Source organism: Actinophytocola sp., assembly GCF_045807065.1.
Classification (GTDB): domain Bacteria; phylum Actinomycetota; class Actinomycetes; order Mycobacteriales; family Pseudonocardiaceae; genus Actinophytocola.
This window is the reverse complement of the sequence record NZ_JBJMIE010000014.1, coordinates 1-17,257: the sequence shown is the minus strand read 5'-3', so window position 1 is coordinate 17,257 and position 17,257 is coordinate 1. Positions and strand designations below refer to the sequence as shown.

Annotated in this window: 17 protein-coding genes and 3 pseudogenes; 15 read left to right on the top strand and 5 right to left on the bottom strand. The window is 70.8% G+C overall.

Annotated features, from left to right (window positions below; all coding sequences use genetic code 11):
- The first annotated feature begins 101 nt into the window (after positions 1-101).
- The 3 genes from ACJ73U_RS00700 to ACJ73U_RS00690 all read left to right on the top strand — a co-directional run bounded on the left by ACJ73U_RS00700 (position 102) and on the right by ACJ73U_RS00690 (position 4,251).
- Positions 102-1,043: an oxidoreductase gene (locus ACJ73U_RS00700; protein WP_407775499.1), complete on the top strand. Its 942-nt coding sequence runs from the start codon at positions 102-104 to the stop codon at positions 1,041-1,043.
- 260 nt (positions 1,044-1,303) lie between these two features.
- Positions 1,304-2,341 (top strand): hypothetical protein, encoded by a 1,038-nt coding sequence (locus ACJ73U_RS00695; RefSeq protein WP_407775498.1) that lies wholly within the window; start codon positions 1,304-1,306, stop codon positions 2,339-2,341.
- Positions 2,338-4,251 carry a glycosyltransferase gene (locus ACJ73U_RS00690; RefSeq protein WP_407775497.1) on the top strand — a complete coding sequence of 638 codons (1,914 nt, stop codon included), beginning with the start codon at positions 2,338-2,340 and terminating at the stop codon, positions 4,249-4,251. Before ACJ73U_RS00695 ends, ACJ73U_RS00690 begins: the two co-directional genes overlap by 4 nt.
- A gap of 926 nt (positions 4,252-5,177) precedes the next feature.
- On the opposite strand, the gene ACJ73U_RS00685 is transcribed toward ACJ73U_RS00690, so the two are convergent.
- Together ACJ73U_RS00685 and ACJ73U_RS00680 are read right to left on the bottom strand one after the other, a co-directional pair.
- On the bottom strand, positions 5,178-5,702 hold the full coding sequence (locus ACJ73U_RS00685) for a DUF3515 domain-containing protein (protein WP_407775496.1): 525 nt from the start codon (positions 5,700-5,702) through the stop codon (positions 5,178-5,180).
- A gap of 31 nt (positions 5,703-5,733) precedes the next feature.
- Positions 5,734-5,979 (bottom strand): Lrp/AsnC ligand binding domain-containing protein, encoded by a 246-nt coding sequence (locus ACJ73U_RS00680; protein ID WP_324925615.1) that lies wholly within the window; start codon positions 5,977-5,979, stop codon positions 5,734-5,736.
- A 102-nt stretch (positions 5,980-6,081) separates the two neighbouring features.
- On the opposite strand from ACJ73U_RS00680, the gene ACJ73U_RS00675 reads away from it, so the two are divergent.
- From ACJ73U_RS00675 to ACJ73U_RS00660, 4 genes are read left to right on the top strand one after another with little or no spacing between them, the layout of a single operon-like run.
- On the top strand, positions 6,082-7,059 hold the full coding sequence (locus tag ACJ73U_RS00675; protein ID WP_407775495.1) for a thiamine-phosphate kinase: 978 nt from the start codon (positions 6,082-6,084) through the stop codon (positions 7,057-7,059).
- A 28-nt stretch (positions 7,060-7,087) separates the two neighbouring features.
- The gene (locus ACJ73U_RS00670; RefSeq protein WP_407775494.1) at positions 7,088-7,552 is read left to right on the top strand and encodes a GNAT family N-acetyltransferase; all 465 of its coding nucleotides are present in this window, start codon (positions 7,088-7,090) and stop codon (positions 7,550-7,552) included.
- Positions 7,534-8,055 carry a gamma carbonic anhydrase family protein gene (locus ACJ73U_RS00665; protein ID WP_407775493.1) on the top strand — a complete coding sequence of 174 codons (522 nt, stop codon included), beginning with the start codon at positions 7,534-7,536 and terminating at the stop codon, positions 8,053-8,055. Before ACJ73U_RS00670 ends, ACJ73U_RS00665 begins: the two co-directional genes overlap by 19 nt.
- Before the next feature lie 21 nt (positions 8,056-8,076).
- On the top strand, positions 8,077-8,754 hold the full coding sequence (locus ACJ73U_RS00660) for a uracil-DNA glycosylase (RefSeq protein WP_407775492.1): 678 nt from the start codon (positions 8,077-8,079) through the stop codon (positions 8,752-8,754).
- A gap of 6 nt (positions 8,755-8,760) precedes the next feature.
- On the opposite strand, the gene ACJ73U_RS00655 is transcribed toward ACJ73U_RS00660, so the two are convergent.
- Complete coding sequence (locus ACJ73U_RS00655) at positions 8,761-9,093, bottom strand: VOC family protein (RefSeq protein WP_407775491.1); 333 nt, start codon at positions 9,091-9,093, stop codon at positions 8,761-8,763.
- Between the two features lie 77 nt (positions 9,094-9,170).
- Between ACJ73U_RS00655 and ACJ73U_RS00650 the strand changes: the two genes are divergently transcribed.
- Entirely contained in the window at positions 9,171-9,719 is a 549-nt protein-coding gene (locus ACJ73U_RS00650) for a TetR/AcrR family transcriptional regulator (protein WP_407775490.1), read from the top strand.
- Positions 9,720-9,784: 65 nt separating this feature from the next.
- Here ACJ73U_RS00650 and rpmB read toward each other — a convergent pair whose 3' ends face one another.
- Positions 9,785-9,976: a 50S ribosomal protein L28 gene (gene rpmB, locus ACJ73U_RS00645; protein ID WP_407775489.1), complete on the bottom strand. Its 192-nt coding sequence runs from the start codon at positions 9,974-9,976 to the stop codon at positions 9,785-9,787.
- Positions 9,977-10,170: 194 nt separating this feature from the next.
- Between rpmB and ACJ73U_RS00640 the strand changes: the two are divergent.
- From ACJ73U_RS00640 to recG, 7 genes and pseudogenes are all read left to right on the top strand, one after another.
- Positions 10,171-11,004, top strand: a pseudogene (locus tag ACJ73U_RS00640) (DAK2 domain-containing protein); the annotation flags it as partial.
- A pseudogene (locus ACJ73U_RS00635) lies at positions 10,985-11,215 on the top strand (pentapeptide repeat-containing protein); the annotation flags it as partial. The pseudogenes ACJ73U_RS00640 and ACJ73U_RS00635, both read left to right, overlap by 20 nt.
- Positions 11,216-11,382: 167 nt before the next feature.
- Positions 11,383-11,583: pseudogene (locus ACJ73U_RS00630) on the top strand (dihydroxyacetone kinase); the annotation flags it as partial.
- Positions 11,578-12,330 (top strand): hypothetical protein, encoded by a 753-nt coding sequence (locus ACJ73U_RS00625; RefSeq protein ID WP_407775511.1) that lies wholly within the window; start codon positions 11,578-11,580, stop codon positions 12,328-12,330. The pseudogene ACJ73U_RS00630 and the gene ACJ73U_RS00625, both read left to right, overlap by 6 nt.
- Positions 12,331-12,420: 90 nt before the next feature.
- The gene (locus ACJ73U_RS00620) at positions 12,421-12,798 is read left to right on the top strand and encodes a MerR family transcriptional regulator (protein ID WP_407775488.1); all 378 of its coding nucleotides are present in this window, start codon (positions 12,421-12,423) and stop codon (positions 12,796-12,798) included.
- Positions 12,798-13,118: a thioredoxin gene (trxA, locus tag ACJ73U_RS00615; RefSeq protein WP_407775487.1), complete on the top strand. Its 321-nt coding sequence runs from the start codon at positions 12,798-12,800 to the stop codon at positions 13,116-13,118. Before ACJ73U_RS00620 ends, trxA begins: the two co-directional genes overlap by 1 nt.
- A gap of 62 nt (positions 13,119-13,180) precedes the next feature.
- Complete coding sequence (gene recG / locus ACJ73U_RS00610; RefSeq protein ID WP_407775486.1) at positions 13,181-15,352, top strand: ATP-dependent DNA helicase RecG; 2,172 nt, start codon at positions 13,181-13,183, stop codon at positions 15,350-15,352.
- 64 nt (positions 15,353-15,416) lie between these two features.
- Here recG and ACJ73U_RS00605 read toward each other — a convergent pair whose 3' ends face one another.
- Positions 15,417-17,030 (bottom strand): hypothetical protein, encoded by a 1,614-nt coding sequence (locus tag ACJ73U_RS00605; protein WP_407775485.1) that lies wholly within the window; start codon positions 17,028-17,030, stop codon positions 15,417-15,419.
- Positions 17,031-17,257 lie beyond the last annotated feature (227 nt).

The window sequence follows — 17,257 nt, the reverse complement described above, 5'->3', positions numbered from 1 at the left end:
TAGCGTGAGCGTCCCGATCCAGATTGGCGTAGACATTGGACACAGAAGTGAACAGGCCAACCGGGGTCACATCGGGCGGCGCGTGCGGCACCCTGTGTCTTATGAGCAAGGCAGCTGATGTCGACAGACCCTCGGCCGCGGAGTGGCTCGCGAGCCACGTCCCGAGCCAGGTCGGACGCACGTTCGTGGTGACCGGAGCGAACGGCGGTCTCGGCCTGGAGACCGCGCGTGCGCTCGGCTCACGGGGTGCCACCGTGATCATGACCGCACGAGACATGACCAAGGGCGAGGCCGCGGTCGAGGCACTGCGAGCCGAGCAGCCGGACGGCCGGTTCGACCTGCGCCACCTCGACCTCGCCGACCTCGACTCGGTGCGGGAGTTCGCCGCCCGCGTCGAGCAGGTGGACGTGCTGGTCAACAACGCCGGCATCATGATGCCGCCGCACACGCACACCGCGCAGGGCTACGAACTGCAGTTCGGCGTCAACCACCTCGCGCACTTCGCGCTGACGATCCTGCTGTTCAACACCCTGCTGCGGGGCGACGACCCGAGGGTGGTCACCGTCAGCTCCGGGCTGCACCGCCGCGGCCGCATCCACTTCGGCGACCTGCACGGCAACCAGAAGTACAGCCGCGCCGGCTACTACTCCCAGTCAAAACTCGCGAACGTCGTGTTCGCACTGGAGCTGCACCGCCGCCTGCGGACCAACGGGATCGGCCTGCGCAGCGTCCTCGCCCACCCCGGCTACACGGCCACCAACCTGCAGTCCGCCGGACCGTCCGGCATCAGCAGGCTGCTCATGAAGGCGGGCAACAGGGTCATGGCGCAGGACGTCTCCATGGGCGCCCTGCCGCAGATCTACGCGGCGGCCGGCCCGGACGTGGAGAGCGGCCAGTTCTGGGGCCCGGACGGCCGCAACGAGAGCAGGGGCTACCCGACACTCGTCCAGCCCCTCGACGAGGCCCGCGACCGGGAACTGGGCAGACGCCTGTGGGACGTCTCCGAGGAACTGACCGGCGTGCACATCGACCTGGCACCGTGACGTGAACACTCCGGCTACCGGCTCGGAGACACCGGACGACGAGGGATCTCTATCGAATGAGGGTGGGTAACAGTCGGTAGTGCGGGTTCAGTTGTCGCCCTTACCAGCGCGGTTGTGGGCCGCGAACATCAACAGCCGGCCCACGAAGAACACGGCCCCGGCGGTGACCAGGACTATCGGTAACACCATGTGAGTCAGCCTCCCTGGTTTTCGTGGTATCAGACGTGGGACACACCGCGCAGGTTCAGTACTCTCGCCGGGTGCCTGGACTAAGCACTCATTCCGGCGTCGGTGCCGTCGCCATCTGGACCAGTGCGGACCAGCCGGACCTGGGGGACCAATTACCCGGACGGGTGATTCAGCAGGAGCTGCTCGCGCGGCTGCCCGGCTGGCGCATGAGCCTGTTCGCCACCGAGGGCTGGCGCCGTTCGGCGGTCACGGACGGCGGGCTGGTCATCGAACCGCTGCGGGACCGCACGCCCGAGGACCTGGCCGCCGCCGCGACGCTCACGGTGGTCTGCACGGCCGACCCGTACGCGCTCGACCTGGCCGCCCGGCTGGACGCGGCGCACCCGGTCGTGCTGTTCGCGCTGCCCGAGGTGCCCGCCGACCTGGCGGCCCGCGCGGCATTCGTCGCGACCGGTCCGAACCCCGGCCTGCTGCTCGACCGCGTGCTCGACCGGGAGACGCTGCCGGTGCGGGTCGCGCAGCTGCGGCAGCTGGGCGAGATGCCGCAACGCGACTACGACGTGCACGCCGAGCTGCCGCAGGACCTCGTGTTCGAGGACCGGCTCGCGATCCTGTCCGCCGCCAGGAACGTGGTCACCGAGGACGAGCACATCGCCGCCGCGTGCGCCTGGCTCGGCGTGCGGTGCCGGCGGCCGGACGGCTCGACGTTCGAGTTCGCCCCGGTGGCCGAGCTGACGGCACAGCTGGACCGGATCGCCGAGCTGGCCGAGCACACGCTCGCCGAGCAGGGCGGCGACCTGGCGACGCGGATGTCGGTGCTGGCCGAGGAGAACAACGCGTTGCGGCACGCGCACTGGCAGCTGCGACGCCGGATGCTGGTGGAGCGCCAGCGCCTGGCCGAGCCGCTCGCGGAGGCGTGGCAGGAGCGGGACGCGGCCGTGGCCGAGGCGACCGAGGTGCGCGCGGAGAACATCGAGCTGACCCGCCGCAACGAGGAGCTGGCGGCGCGTCTGGCCCGCATCGAGCAGGAGCTGGTGAACTGGCAGAACACCAAGCTCGTCCGGTGGACGCGCCCGCTGCGCGACGCCTACGGGAAGGCGCGCGGATGATCCCGCGGATCACGTTCGTGCTCGTGTCGTACGGCGGGCGCGAGCTGGTCGTGCGATGCCTGGAGCTGCTGGCGAAGCACACGACCGCGCCGTACCGGGTGATCGTCGCCGACAGCGCGTCACCCGACGGCACCGGCGAGTGGCTCGCCGAGAACCTGACCGGCGCGACTGTGCTGAGGATGCCGGAGAACCTGGGCTTCGGCGCGGGCTGCAACCTGGCCGTGCGGCACGCCGACACCGAGCTGCTGTGCTTCCTCAACGCGGACATCGAGGTCACGGACGGCTGGCTGGAGCCGCTGCTGGCGTTCCTCGACGCCCGGCCTTCGGTCGCGGCGGTGTCCCCGGTCCTGCTCAACCCGGACGGCAGCGTGCAGGAGGCGGGCAGCGTCATCGGCGGCGACGGCTGGTGTCGCGCCGTGGACTTCGGACCGCTGTTCACGCGTGAGGTGGACTACGCGTCGGCGGCGTGCCTCGTGGTGCGGCGCGCGGCGTTCCTCGAGGTGGGCGGGTTCTCGCCGGAGTACGAGATCGCGTACTTCGAGGACGTGGACCTCATGATGTCGCTGCGGGCGCACGGGTGGCAGACGTGGCTGGAGCCGGCGTCGCAGGTGGTGCACCAGCGGCACGGGAGCAGCTCGTCGGCCCGCGCGACCGAGTTGATGCGGCTCAACCACGGCACGTTCACCCGGCGGTGGTCGCTCGACGACCGGGTGCCGCTGGTCGAGCTGGACGAGCACCCGTACCGGAAGTGGTGGCTGCGTGACCACCTGGCGCCGTACCGGGTGCTGCTGATCGACGACCGCGTGCCCCAGCCGGACCGTGGCCGTGGTGACGGGCGCACGATGGCGGTGGTCAACGCGTGGCGGGAGGCTGATCCGCGGGCGCGGGTGACGTTCTTCGCCGTGTCCTCCGAGCGGGCCGAGCAGGTGGCGCCGGCCCTGGCCGCCCGGGGCATCGAGGTCGTGTGGGGAGTCGAGGACCCGGCGCGGTGGTCGGTCGAGCGGGCCGGGTTGTACGACGTGGTGGTGGTCTTCCGGCCGCACAACTTCATCGGGTACGGGGAGCCGATCGCGCGGGCGCAACCGCAGGCGGTGAAGGTCTACGACGCGGAGGCACTGTTCCACCGGCGGCCGGAGCAGCATTTCGGGACGGCTACCGATGCCCGGGAGCGGCGGGCCTGGGCGGTGCAGGCGGATGTGTTGCGGCAGCAGGAGGTTGATGCCTTCTCCTGGGCCGATGTGGCGGTGTGCGTGAGTGAGGAGGAGGCGCACTGGGCGCGGCGTGTCGCGCCCGACTCACGGGTGCACGTGGCGTGTTACCCGGCCGCGGTGCCTGCTTCTGTGCCCGGGTTCGAGGCTCGGCGGGATATCGTTTTCTTCGGTGGATTCGATTCCACGCCGCGGACGCCCAACGAGTTCGCCGTGTTGGAGTTGGCGGACGAGGTGCTGCCGCCGTTGCGCGAGCGGCACGCCGACCTGCGGTTGCGCGTGGTCGGTGCGGACCCGTCGCCTGCGGTGCTGGCGCTCGACGGTTCGTCCATCGAGGTGGTCGGGAAGGTGCCCGACCCGCGGCCCTTGCTGGAGTCGGCTCTGCTGCATGTCGTGCCCATGCGGTACGGCGCCGGAGTGAAGATCAAGTTCGTGGACTCGATGGCTGCCGGGTTGCCGTTCGTCACGACTCCGGTCGGTGGTGAGGGGCTGCACCTCGGTTGGACCGCTCGGCATCTGGTCGGTGCGTCCTCGGTGGAGATTGTGGAGTTGTGCCACCGGTTGCTGACTGACTCGGTTTTGTGGGCTGAGGTGCAGCAGGGGTTGTTGGAGATCTGTCGGACGTACTTCTCGCCCGGGGAGTTCCGTCGGTCTATGCGGGATGTGTTGGCTGCTTGTGCGGTTTCGCCGGGGGTTGGCTGAGGGTTGTTGGCCGCGTCCTGGGTTTCGTTGGGGCTCGGTTGTGCGCCGTCTTCCAGGGGCTTGGTGGGCGGTGTGGTGCGTTCTGTGGTGTTTGGTGGTGCCGGTTCCTGGGGTGTTCGGTAGCGCGCGCCTTGTTCTCGGGTTTGGTGGGTTCGGTGGTGTGCGCCTTGTCTCGGGTTTGGTGGTGGGTTCGGTGGTGCGCGCTGTGGTCTCGGGGTTTGGTGGGCCGTGGTGCGCGCTGCGTCCTCGGTGTTCGGTGGTGGTGGCGGGATTGTACGGGCGGCGACTCACGCGTCAAGGGCGCCTTCGGCGTCGGGCTTCGCCCGATGACGGCCTGGCGGCCGTCACCCTTGACCCGCGAGCCTCCGCCGCCCTGGGCAGGCCCCTCCGGGGGCAGGCTGGCGCCTGCCTGCCTTGCCCCCGCCACCACCACCGAACCGCCACGCGGGGAGGACTGTTTCGCCACCCTGGCCATAGGGCTGGGTCCGCTCCGTCACCTTGGGCACGGGGCTTGGGTCGCCTTCGTCACCTTGGCCACTGGGCCTGGGTTCCGCTCGGTCACTTTGCCACGGGGTTCGGGGGCGCCTTCACCAAACCTGGCAACCGAGCCCGGGGCGCCTCCGCCACTTGGCCACGGGGCTTGGATCGCCTCCGCCACTTGGTCACGGGGCTCGGGTCGCCTTTGCCACTTGGCCACTGGGCCTGGGGCGCCTCCGCCACCTTGGCGATGGCGCTTGGGTCGCCGCAGTCACCGGTGGCTGGCGCCTGCCTGCCTTGGCCCCGCCCCCACCACTGAACCGCCTCGCGGGGTCGCCGTTTCGCCACTCTGGCCACGGGGCTTGGGGCGCGCGCCCCTTGCCCGTTCTCACCCTTCCACCCAACCCCGACGAGCCGCACTCCCACTCACTCTCTCCGAGCGAGTGCTGTCACTTCGTCGGTACGGCCTTCGCGATCGTCTCTGACATCTCCTGGACGACGCCTGTGCCCGCGTCCTTGGGGATGGTCAGTGCGATGTAGACCGGGCGGTCGACCGTGTACCAGGTCATCGCGTCGTCGCCATCCACCGGGAGCCAGTTGACCTGTGAGACCAGGCGTAGTTGGGCCGTCGGTTGGTACTCGGCCGGCTTGGTCAGGCCGCAGCGCAGTACCACCGGGTCGCCTCGGTCGCCTGCCCAGGCCGCGGCGGCCTGGGGGGCCGGGTCGGCCAGTGGGAGGCGCTTCAGCTCCTTGCCCTTGCTCGGCAGTGCCGCCGGCAGTGCCTTGACCAGGTTCGCGCAGGTCGGGCTGGCCGCGTCCGGTGCGTCGACCGCGACCAGGGCCAGTGGGCCGGTTGGGCGTGGTGACTCGGTGGTCGCCGGTGCGGCCTCGCCCGGGGAGCCCGTGAACCTGCTCGCGATGATCACGCCGATGAACAGGGCCGCGGCCAGGCTGGTCGCGACCAACAGCGTCACGCGGGATACGGGCTCTCCGGACACATGGCCACTAGACCATGTCGGCCAGGTGGACCACGGGGCAGGTGAGGGTTCGAGTGATCCCGTCCACGTTCTGGATCCGGGCCACCACCAGCTGCCCGAGCAGGTCGACGTTCTCCGCCTCGGCTCGGACGATCACGTCGTAGGGACCCGTGACATCCTCTGCGGTGGTCACGCCCTCGATCTGTGCGATCTTCCCGGCAACCGCGGCAGCCTGTCCGACCTCGGTCTGGATAAGGATGTATGCGTAGACCACGGCGCGCCCCTTCGCGTCTAGCAGGACTCAAAAGGTAGGAACGTGAGCAGCAAAAGCTACCGCAGTTCGGGATCGTTTGGGGATCCGACTATCGGAGGTGTCGTGGCCGACAATAGAGTAGGGCCAGCTCATGATCCACCCGAGACCGTCGCCGATGTTGGCGAGTTCGGTCTCATCGGGCGGGTGACCGCCGGGCGGCGGCAGCCGGCGACCACCCTCATCGGGCCCGGGGACGACGCCGCGTTGGTGGCGGTGAGCGACGGGCGGGTGGTCGCGAGTACCGACGTCCTCACCGAGGGCGTCCACTTCAGACTCGACTGGTCGTCGCCGGAACACGTTGGGCGCAAAGCGATCGCGGTCAACATGGCCGACATCGCGGCCATGGGCGCGGTGCCGACGGCGCTGCTCGTCGGGCTCGCCTGCCCGCGCACGACCCACGCCGAGGTGGCCGAGGGGATCGCCGCCGGGATGTGGCAGGAGGCGGCCAGCGTCGGGGCCGGGCTCGTCGGCGGGGACGTGGTCACCGCCAAGGAGATCGTGATCTCGGTCACCGCGCTCGGTGATATGGCGGGACGCGAGCCGGTTACCAGGGGCGGGGCCCTGCCGGGCGACGTCGTCGCGGTGGCCGGGCGGCTCGGGTGGTCCGCGGCCGGGCTCGCGGTGCTCGGGCGCGGGTTCCGCTCGCCGGTCCAGGTGGTCGGCGCCTACCGGGTGCCGGAGCCGCCCTACGCGGCCGGTCCGCAGGCGGCGGCGGCCGGTGCGACCGCCATGATCGACGTGTCCGACGGGCTGCTCGCCGACCTCGGGCACATCTGCGAGACGTCCAATGTGGCCATCGACGTGCGGACCGACCTCGTCGAGGTGCCGCGGCGGCTGGTCGACGTCGCCACCGCGCTCGGCGCCGACCCCCTGCACTGGGTGCTGACCGGCGGCGAGGACCACGCGCTCGTCGCGACGTTCCCCGGACCGGCGGCCGTGCCTGAGGGCTGGCGCACAATCGGTTCGGTGAGCAGGGGAAGTGCGGTTACTGTCGACGGCGGCCCGTACGAGGGCGGCAGCGGTTGGCAGCACTTCCGGTGAGGGGTCAGTACTTCCGGTGAGAGGTCCTGTGCAGATCGAAGTGACGTCCTACGACCACCCGGACGCGGTGGCGTTGATCGCCGACGTGCAGCGGGACTACGTGGTGCGCTACGGCGGCGAGGACAGCACCCCGGTCGATCCCGCCGAGTTCGCGCCGCCGTGCGGGCTGTTCCTCGTCGCGTACGTGGACGGCACGCCGGCGGCGTGCGGCGGCTGGCGCGCGCACGGCACGGACGCGGAGCTGAAGCGCATGTACGTCGCGCCGGCGTTCCGCGGCCGTGGCCTCGCGCGTGCCGTGCTCGCCGAGCTGGAGCGGACGGCGGGCGAGGCCGGCTTCCGGCGCGTCATCCTGGAGAGCGGGCAGCGGCAGCCGGAGGCGCTCGCGCTGTACCGCTCGTCCGGCTACGAGCCGGTGCCGAGCTTCGGGTACTACGCGGACGCGCCCGAGGCCGTGCACCTGGGAAAGGTGGTCGAATGCCCCTCTATGCACTAGGCGACCGCACCCCGGACATCCACCCGGACGCCTACGTGCATCCGGACGCGACGGTGATCGGCGACGTCACCATCGGCGCGTTCGCGTCGGTGTGGCCGCAGGCCGTGCTGCGCGGTGAGTCCGGCGCCATCCGGGTGGGGGAGCGCACGTCGGTGCAGGACGGCACGATCGTCCACTGCACCGAATGGCACGACACGGTCATCGGACCCGAGTCCGTCGTCGGCCACAACGCCCACATCGAGGGCGCGACCGTCGGCGCGCGGTGCATGATCGCGTCCGGTTCGGTGCTGCTCAACGGATCCGTGGTCGAGGACGGCGCGATGCTCGGCGCCGGCGCGGTGATGTCGTTCAACGGCCACCTGCCGGCGGGCCGCATGGCGCTGGGCGTGCCGGCCCGCGTGCGCGACGGGCACGAAGCCCAGGCACAGATGGTGTCGGCGATCGTGGCGGACTACGTGAAGCGCATCGCGGTTTACAAGGCAGGGCTGCGGAAGCTGTCCTGAGCGGTTGGGTAGGGTCACGCGGTGACCGCACGACCGCTGCACGAGATCGTCGAGGCCGGCTGGGCGGAAGCGCTGGCGCCCGCCGCCGAGCGCATCGCCGCGATGGGGGAGTTCCTGCGCGCCGAGATCGCCGCCGGCCGCCAGTACCTGCCGTCCGGGGAGAACGTGCTCCGTGCGTTCAAGCAGCCGTTCGCCGACGTCCGGGTGCTGATCGTCGGTCAGGACCCGTATCCGACGCCGGGGCACCCGATCGGCCTGTGCTTCTCGGTGGCGCCGGACGTGCGCCCACTGCCGAAGAGCCTGGTGAACATCTTCCAGGAGTACAGCGACGACCTGGGGCACCCCGCGCCGTCCAACGGTGACCTGGGCCCGTGGACGGAGCGCGGGGTCCTGCTGCTCAACAGGGCGCTGACCGTGCAGCCCGGCCGGCCCAACTCCCACCAGGGCAAGGGGTGGGAGGAGGTCACCGAGCAGGCGATCCGCGCGCTGGCCGCGCGAGGCGGTCCGATGGTGGCGATCCTGTGGGGTCGCAACGCGCGGAACCTGAAGCCGCTGCTGTCCCCGGTGCCGTGCATCGAGTCCGCGCACCCCAGTCCGCTGTCGGCGCACAACGGCTTCTTCGGTTCGCGCCCCTTCAGCCGCGCGAACGAGTTGCTGGAGAAGCAGGGCGGCGAGCCGATCGACTGGAAGCTCCCGTAGCGCCCCTCACTGGCGCCGTGGCTCCCAGAGTGCCAGCGTCGCCCCGGTCGGGTCCTCGATCACCGCGACCGACCCCTGCGGCAGGTCGACACGCGGCCGGGTGGCGGTAGCACCCAGCTCAACGGCCCGGGCCACAGCCTTGTCCAGGTCGTCGACCGGCGCGTACGGCACCCACTGCGGACGCCGCTCGTCGTCCGCCGCGAGCTGCGTCAGCCCACCCCAGGGCCCGTCGGCGCCCGTGAAGAGCGACTCGGTGGTCGACCAGCCGAACAGCTCGCCGTAGAACGACCGGGAGCGCTCGCGGTCGGTGGTGCGCAGGTCCATGAATACGAAGTTCACACTGACCTCTCCTTGGGTTGGGACACGTGTCCTGAATCTAGGACGCATGTCCCAACTTTGGCAAGAGATCGCTTATGATGGCCGCCGTGGTGAGCAACAACCAGCGGGTCAAGCGGGCGCAGATCGTGGCGGCGGCGAAGAAGGTGCTGGCCACACAGGGCCTGGCGGCGTGCACGGCCCGCGCGGTGGCCGATGCCAGCCCGCTCACCAAGAGCGCGATCCACTACTACTTCCACGACGTCGACGAGATCGTGGACGAGGCCATGTCGGCCCATGTCGACGCGATGCTGGCGTCCCTGCGGAGCGCGGCCGAAGCCGAGGGCGACCCGGACGAGCGCCTGTGGCGGGTGGTCGAGGCCTACCTGGCGACGTTCGCCGACCTACCGCACGCGGCGTTCCTGTGGTTCGAGTACTGGGTGGCCGCGAGCCGCCGCGAGTCCCTGGACGCGGCGGCCGGCATGCTGGACCGGGTGCACGCGCTGCTGGTGGAGGTGCTCCCGGGCCAGGCCGCGTCCGAGACCGCCCACCAGATCCTGTCGTGGCTGCTGGGCACGATCGTGCAGCAACAGGTGCGTCCCCAGCCGTTGGCGACCCTGCGCCAGGAGCTGGCGAGAATCACGGGATGACATGGACAACACAACGAGCCGGGCCTCGCGGCCCGGCTCGTGTGTACGGTTGTTCGGCTTCGGTCCTACCCGCGGGTGACCTTGCCCGCCTTCAGGCAGGAGGTGCACACGTTCAGACGCTTGCGCTGCGAGGCACCGATCCTCGCGTGCACGGTCTGAATGTTGGGGTTCCACCGACGGCTGGTGCGCCGGTGGGAGTGCGAGACCGACTTGCCGAAGCCTGGCCCCTTGCCACAGACGTCGCAAACGGCAGCCACGTCAGGCACTCCTTTCTCACAATGGAACTGGCCGAGCCGACCAGCAAGCTTCCGGCCCAGGACGAACCCGGGCAGCAACACCCGACTCGCGCCGGGCAAGCAGACTAAAGGGTAACGGCTCGCGCCGCGGCTCTCGACACCGGCCCACTAGTCTGCCGCATGTCCAGCCCGTCCGGCCCCCGTGGAGGCGCGTCATGCTGCAGGCGCTAGACGCCGCCCAGGTCCGCCGATGGGCCGTGGCGTGCGTGCAGTCGCTGGACGCCCACCGAGAGGCCATCGACAACATCAACGTCTACCCCGTCCCCGACGGCGACACCGGCTCGAACCTCCTCCACACGATGCGCGCCGCCCTCGACGCCCTCCTACGCGCCCCCGCCAGGACCCGCACCACCGCCGCCGACGCCATGGCCGTCCTGGCCCGCGGCGCCCTGACCGGCGCCCGAGGCAACTCCGGCGTGATCCTCTCCCAGTTCCTCCGGGGGGTCGCCGACGCCCTGACCCGCGCTGCTGTGGAGCCCGCGCGCGACCGTGTTCCGGAGGGGGTGGCGGACGGAGTGCCAGGCTCGGTGGCAGACGCCGCCTCTGCCGCGCCGACCGCTGGTAGCGGCGGCAGCACCGCCGCCACTCGCGCCGAGACTGTCGTCGCCGGCGACGAGACTGTCGCCGCCTCGGCCGGGCATGGCGACGGAGCCGGCAGCGGCGGAGGCGTCCCTGGTGGCGCCGGTGCGGATGCCTCGGCCGGAGGAGGCGGCGAAGCCGTGCTTGGGCCTGGGTTGCGGGCCGCGTTGGTGCGGGGTGCCCAGCTTGCCAAGGTGGCGATGACCGAGCCGGTGCCGGGCACGATGGTCACCGTGCTTGAGGCGGCTGCTTCCGCCGCGTGGGAGGAGGCCTCCGACGCGCTTCAGGACGTGGTCGCGGCGGCTGCTGCCGCGGCGGCGGCTGCCCTTGACGAGACGCCCAGTCAGCTTGCCGCCCTCGCTGACGCCGGGGTGGTGGACGCCGGCGGGCGTGGGATCGTCGTGCTGTTCGACGCCCTGTATTCGGTTGTTACCGGGCAGCCGGCCGCGCTTGTCGCTGCTCAGCGAGCCACTGCTGAGCGGGGCACTGCTCAGCGGGACGTTGCTGAGCGGGGCGTCGCCGAGCGGAGTGCTGCTCAGCGAGCCACTGCTGAGCGGAGCACTGCTGAGCAGGGCGTCGCCGAGCGGAGCGCTGCTGAGCGGGGCGCTGCTCAGCGGGGCGTTGCTGAGCGGGGCGTCGCTGAGCGGGGCGTCGCCGAGCGGAGCGCTGCCGGGCGGAGCGCTGCTCAGCGGGGCGTTGCTGAGCGGGGTGCGCGGCCTTCGGCCGGTGGGCAGGAAAGTTTCCTCTACACCTCCCGTGAGTCTGGCTCGGACGCGTTCGCGTACGAGGTCATGTATCTGCTGGAGCAGGTCGACGGCGGTGGGGACGCCGTCGATCGGTTGCGGGACGCGCTCGTCGGGGTCGGGGACTCGGTCTCCGTCGTCGGTGATGGGGCCGGGTTGTGGACCGTGCATGTGCACTGCGATGACATCGGTGCTGCCATCGAGGCGGGGATCGACGTTGGGCGGCCTCGGCGGATCCGGGTGGCTCGGTTCGCGGACGCGCCTTCTCCGGAGGCGAGCCGGTTCACCCGGGATCGTGCCGTGGTCGTGCCTTCGCGCAGTAGCGAGTTCGCCGACCTCCTGATCAGCGAAGGGGTCACCGTCGTGCAGGTCGGCGACCTGGGCGACGGACTGGACAACGGGGCGGACGAGTCGCTCGCCTACCGGATGCTCGAGACCATCACGCGCACCGCGGCCGCGCACGTCACCGTGCTGCCCGCCGATCCCGGGCTGGTCGAGGCCGCCGACGAGGCCTCGATCCGCGCCGTCGCCGCCGGGCAGGACGTCGTCGTGGTGCCGTGTGCCTCACCTGTGCAGGTGCTCGCCGCCGTGGCCGTGCACGATCCGCGTCGCCGGGCGGGGGACGACGTGGTCGCGATGGCCGAGGCGGCGGCGGCCACCAGGCGTGGCGAGGTCGTGGTGGCGACCGAGGCCGCCATCACCTGGACAGGCGCCTGCGACGCCGGTGACGTGCTGGGCTTCGCCGACGGTGAGGTGGTGTTGATCGAGCCCGGGCCGGCCGAGCTGGACGCGCTCGACCGGGCCGTGTGCGGCGTGGTCGAGCGCATGCTGACCATGGGCGGTGAGCTGGTCACCGCCCTGCTGGGGGCCGACGCGCCGGACGAGCTGGCTACGGAGCTCGAGGACTTCCTCCGCCGCGAGCACCCGGAGACCGACCTGGTCGTCTACCAGGGCGGCCAGCGGGACGCGGTGGTCGTGCTCGGCGTGGAGTAATCAAACAGGTGTTCATGGCGACGATGATGCCATCGGGCGCCGACAATTGGGGTGGCCTTCCCGCCAGGGGCAATGTCTACAGTCACTCTCATGCGGATCGGCGAGCTCGCGAGCCACGCGGGGATTACCACCAAAGCGTTGCGTTACTACGAGGAGCGAGGGCTTCTGGACGCTCCGCGTCGCACGAACGGGTACCGGGACTACGACGAGTCACACCTTCGAGTGGTCCAGGAGATACAGACGCTCCAGGAGATCGGGTTCGCGCTGGAGGACACCCGCCCGTTCGTCGACTGCCTGCGCGCCGGCCACGAGGAGGGCGACGCGTGCCCGGACTCGGTGGCCGTCTACCGCCGCAAGATCGCCGAGGTCGAGGCGTACCTGAAGCAGCTGGCCGTGGTGCGGGACGAACTGCGCGCCAAGCTCGACGCCGCCATCGGCAAACGCCACGGAACGACAGGGGAGAACTAGTGGAATCCGTCACCGAGGAAACGTTCGAGGCCCGCGTGCTCACGCGCGACAAGCCGGTACTGGTCGAGTTCTGGGCCACGTGGTGCGGCCCGTGCCGCATGGTCGCGCCCGTCCTCGAGCAGATCGCCGGGGAACGCGCCGACGTCGAGATCGTGAAGATCAACTATGACGAGGAGCCCGCGGTCGGCCAGCGGTACGGCGTGATGGGTCTGCCGACCATGCTGCTGTTCCGCGACGGCGAGCCGGTGCGCTCGTTCGTGGGTGCCAAGCCGAAGGCGCGGATCATGACCGAGCTGGACGAGGCCCTCCGCGCGAGCTGATCGCGAGCCGCTCCGCTCGGCGGTTCGCCGCCTGTCGGTGGACCGCGACATAATCGGCACCGATGGTCTCCATGGACAGCAAACTCGAGGCGGCGGTGGGCGCCAAGTCGGCCAAGGCTCTGGCCGGCGCGTTGGACCTGCACACCGTCGGCGACCTGGTCCGGTACTTCCCACGCCGCTACGCCGAACGCGGCCAGCTCACCGACATCGCCGGGCTGGAGATCGGCGAGCACGCCACGGTCATGGCCCGCGTGCTGTCGTTCAACGAACGGCGGATGCGGCAGCGGCAGGGCTGGCTGTCCGAGGTCGTGATCACCGACGGCAACCGCACGCTGGACTGCACGTTCTTCAACCAGCGGCACCACAAGCGCGTGCTGACCCCGGGCATCAGCGCGCTGTTCGCCGGCAAGGTGTCGCGGTTCCGGAACAAGCTGCAGCTCACCAACCCGGACTACCAGCTGCTGGACCAGGAGGAGAACGCCGACGGCACCGACGACGCCGTCGAGAAGTTCACCGGTCTGATCCCGGTGTACCCGGCGGCCGCGACGATCCAGTCGTGGCAGATCGCCAAGTGCGTGCGGCAGGTCCTGTCGATGATCGACGAGATCGACGACCCGATGCCGGCCGAGGTGCGGGCGCGGCACGGTCTCGCGAACTACGACGACGCCATTCGCAAGATCCACACCGGGTCGGACTGGCCCACCGTGCAGTCCGCGCGGGCGCGGCTGAAGTGGGACGAGGCCATGGCCGTCCAGCTGGCCCTGGCGCAGCGGCGGCACCAGGCGCTCGCCAGGCCGGCCCCGGAGTGCCGGCGCCGCGAGGACGGCCTGCGCGCCGCGTTCGACAAGCGGCTGCCGTTCACCCTCACCGACGGCCAGCAGGAGGTCGGCGAGAAGATCGCGGCCGACCTCGAACTCCAGCACCCGATGAACCGCCTGCTGCAGGGCGAGGTCGGCAGCGGCAAGACGATCGTGGCGCTGCGGGCGATGCTGCAGGTCGTCGACGCGGGCCGGCAGGCCGCCCTGCTCGCGCCGACGGAGGTCCTGGCCGCGCAGCACGCCCGGTCGCTCGCGAGCATGCTCGGTGACCTCGCGATGGCGGGTGAGCTGGGCGCTTCGGAGGAGGCGACGCGCATCACGCTGCTGACCGGCTCGTTGCCGGCCAAGCAGCGCAAGCAGGCGTTGCTGGACGCGGCCAGCGGCGCGGCGGGCATCGTGGTGGGCACGCACGCGCTCATCCAGGACAAGGTGCAGTTCGCCGACCTGGGGTTCGTCGTGGTCGACGAGCAGCACCGCTTCGGCGTGGAGCAGCGGGACGCGTTGCGCACCCGCGCGGGGGAGAACACGAGCCCGCACGTGCTGGTCATGACCGCCACGCCCATCCCGCGCACGGTCGCCATGACCGTGTACGGCGACCTGGAGACGTCGTCGCTGCGTGAGCTGCCGAAGGGCCGGTCGCCGATCAACACGGCGGTGGTCCCGGTGTCGGAGAAGCCGTCGTGGCTGGAACGGGCGTGGCAGCGGGTCCGCGAGGAGGTCGCGGCCGGCCACCAGGCGTACGTGGTGTGCCCGCGCATCGGCGACCAGGACGAGCCGCCCGGCGACTCCGACGACGGCCGCCGGCCGCCGCTCGCCGTGCTGGAGGTCGCGGAGATGCTGGCCGAGGGGCCGCTGCGGGGTCTGCGGCTCGCGGTGCTGCACGGCCGGCTGCCGGCCGACGAGAAGGACGCGGTGATGCGTGCCTTCGCGGCCGGCGAGGTGGACGTGCTCGTCGCGACCACCGTCGTCGAGGTGGGCGTGGACGTCCCGAACTCGACGGCGATGGTGATCATGGACGCCGACCGGTTCGGGGTCTCCCAGCTGCACCAGCTGCGTGGGCGGGTCGGCCGGGGCACGGCACCGGGGGTCTGCCTCCTGGTGACCGACATGCCCGGCGGCACCGCCACCCGTGAGCGCCTGGACGCGGTGGCGGCAACCCTGGACGGATTCGAACTGGCCCGTGTGGACCTGGAAATGCGCCGCGAGGGCGACATCCTGGGAGCGACACAGTCCGGTAACCGCTCGGCCCTGCGACTGCTGTCCTTGTTGCGTGACGAGGAAGTGATCGGAAAGGCGCGCGAAGAGGCTCAGGGACTCGTGTCCCAGTCGCCGGACCTCGCGGAGTTTCCGGGACTGGCGAGCATGGTCGCCTCTCTCGTCACCGACACCAAGGCCGAATATCTCGAAAAGACGTGATTTCTCGGCAAAAACAAACCCTCGCCGGTCCGCGCGACCGGCGAGGGCTCATCCGAGCTGAGACCTACTTGGCGCCGTTGGCCTGGGCCTTCTCCTGCCGCGGCTGCGGGGTCGGGCGGGGCTGGATCGGCGCCGGGGCCGCGGCGCTCGCCTTGGCCACCGCCGCGAAGTGCCGCTTGGCGTCCTCCAGGATCGAGTACGTCGTGTTCACGTTGTCGGACACGCGGCGCTCGAACTCGTCCGCCTGGCGGATGCGGTCGGCCGCCTCGGCGAGGCGCTGCTCGGCGTCCTCGACGATCTTGGCGGCGCGGATCTTCGCGTTGGCCTGCTGCTCGTTCAGCTCGCGCTCGACGTGCGTCTGCTTGGCCGCGATCGCCTTCTCGATGGCCTGCCGGTTGGACTCCGCGTCGGCGATGGTCTTGTCGGCCTGCTGCTGCGCCATCGCCTCCAGCTCGGCCAGGCTCTGCTCCACCGAGGCCTTCTTCTCGGCCAGGGCGCGCTCCGCCTCGTCGGTGCGCTTCCTGGCCTCCTCGATGATCCGCGCGGCCTGCTGCTGGGCCGACTGCTGGCGGGCGGCGATCTGCTTCTCCGCCTCCGCCTGCTCGGAGGCCAGGGTCTCGCGGATCCGCCCCGCCTCGACCTCGGCGTCGCCGATGATCTTCGCGGCCCGGGCCTTCGCCGCGGCCTCGCGCTGGGCGATCTGCTGCTCGGCCTCGGTGCGCTCGGCGGCCACCGTCTCGCGGATCTTCGTCGCCTCGCGCTCCGCGTCACCGACGATCTTGGCGGCGCGGTCCTTGGCGACGGCCGCCCGCTCGTTCAGCTCGCGCTCCAGCTCCGCGCGGCGCTGGTTGAGGGCCGCGTCGGTCTCCTGCTCCAGCGACGACCGCTTCTCCGCGGCCTTCGCGTCCAGCAGCTCGCGCTGCTTGAGGGCCTCGGCGTCCAGCCGCTCGCGCCGCTGCTTGGCCTCGGCGTCGAGCTGCCCGATGCGGGTCTCGTTGGCCTTCGTCGCCCGCTCGATCTCGGTGCGGGCCTCGGCCATGAGGTGCTCGTGCTCGGTCGCGTTGCGGGCCCGCAGCTGCTCGTACTCGTTCTCGAGCGTCGCGTGGTTCTTCGCGTACTCGGCCTCGAGGAGCTTGCGGCGCTCGGTCAGCTCGGCCGTGATGGCGTCCTGCTTGGCCTTCTGGTCCTTCGCGTACGCCTGCGCGTCGGCCTTGGTGCTCGCCGCGTACTCGTCGGCCGCCTTCTTCGTCTGGGCCATGTACGTGTCCGCGTTCTTGCGGATCTCGGCCGCGTGCTGGTCGGCCTCGCGCCGGTTCTGCGACGCGTAGTTGTCCGCGTCCTCCCTGGTCGCGGAGGCGTGGGCGTCGGCCTTGGCCCTCGTCGAGTGGGAGTACTCGTCCGCGTCGGCCCGCGTCGACCGGTCGTACTCGTCGGCGTTGCGCTTGAACTCGGAGATCTCTTCCTCGGCCAGCTGCCACATCAGCCGCTGGCGCTCCGACATGGCCTCGGTGGAGGTCGGGTTGACCGTGATGCGGTGGAGCTGCTCCTTGGAGTCCTGCAACTGCTGCTGCGCGCTGCCGAGTGCTCTGGTCAGGTCGGCCACCTTGGCGACCGCCTCGTCGCGGCTCTTCGTCGCGTGGCTCAGGTCGAACGACAGGCGCGTGACGCGCTCGTTCACCTGCCGGGGGTTGTAACCGCGCAGAACAGTGTCAAAGCGTGGAACGCGAGGGTTCGCGTCGGACTCACCATCGGCCATGACGCCACACTTTAGATGGTCCCCCTGCCAGGTCACTACGGCAGGAGGGTGATATGGGGTAAAGACCGCTCCGCAGTGTCTGAGCTGCGGAGCGGTCTTCGTTCCGGCTTATCGGCGCCCCTGCGATATCACGGCTGGCAGTTGCTCCG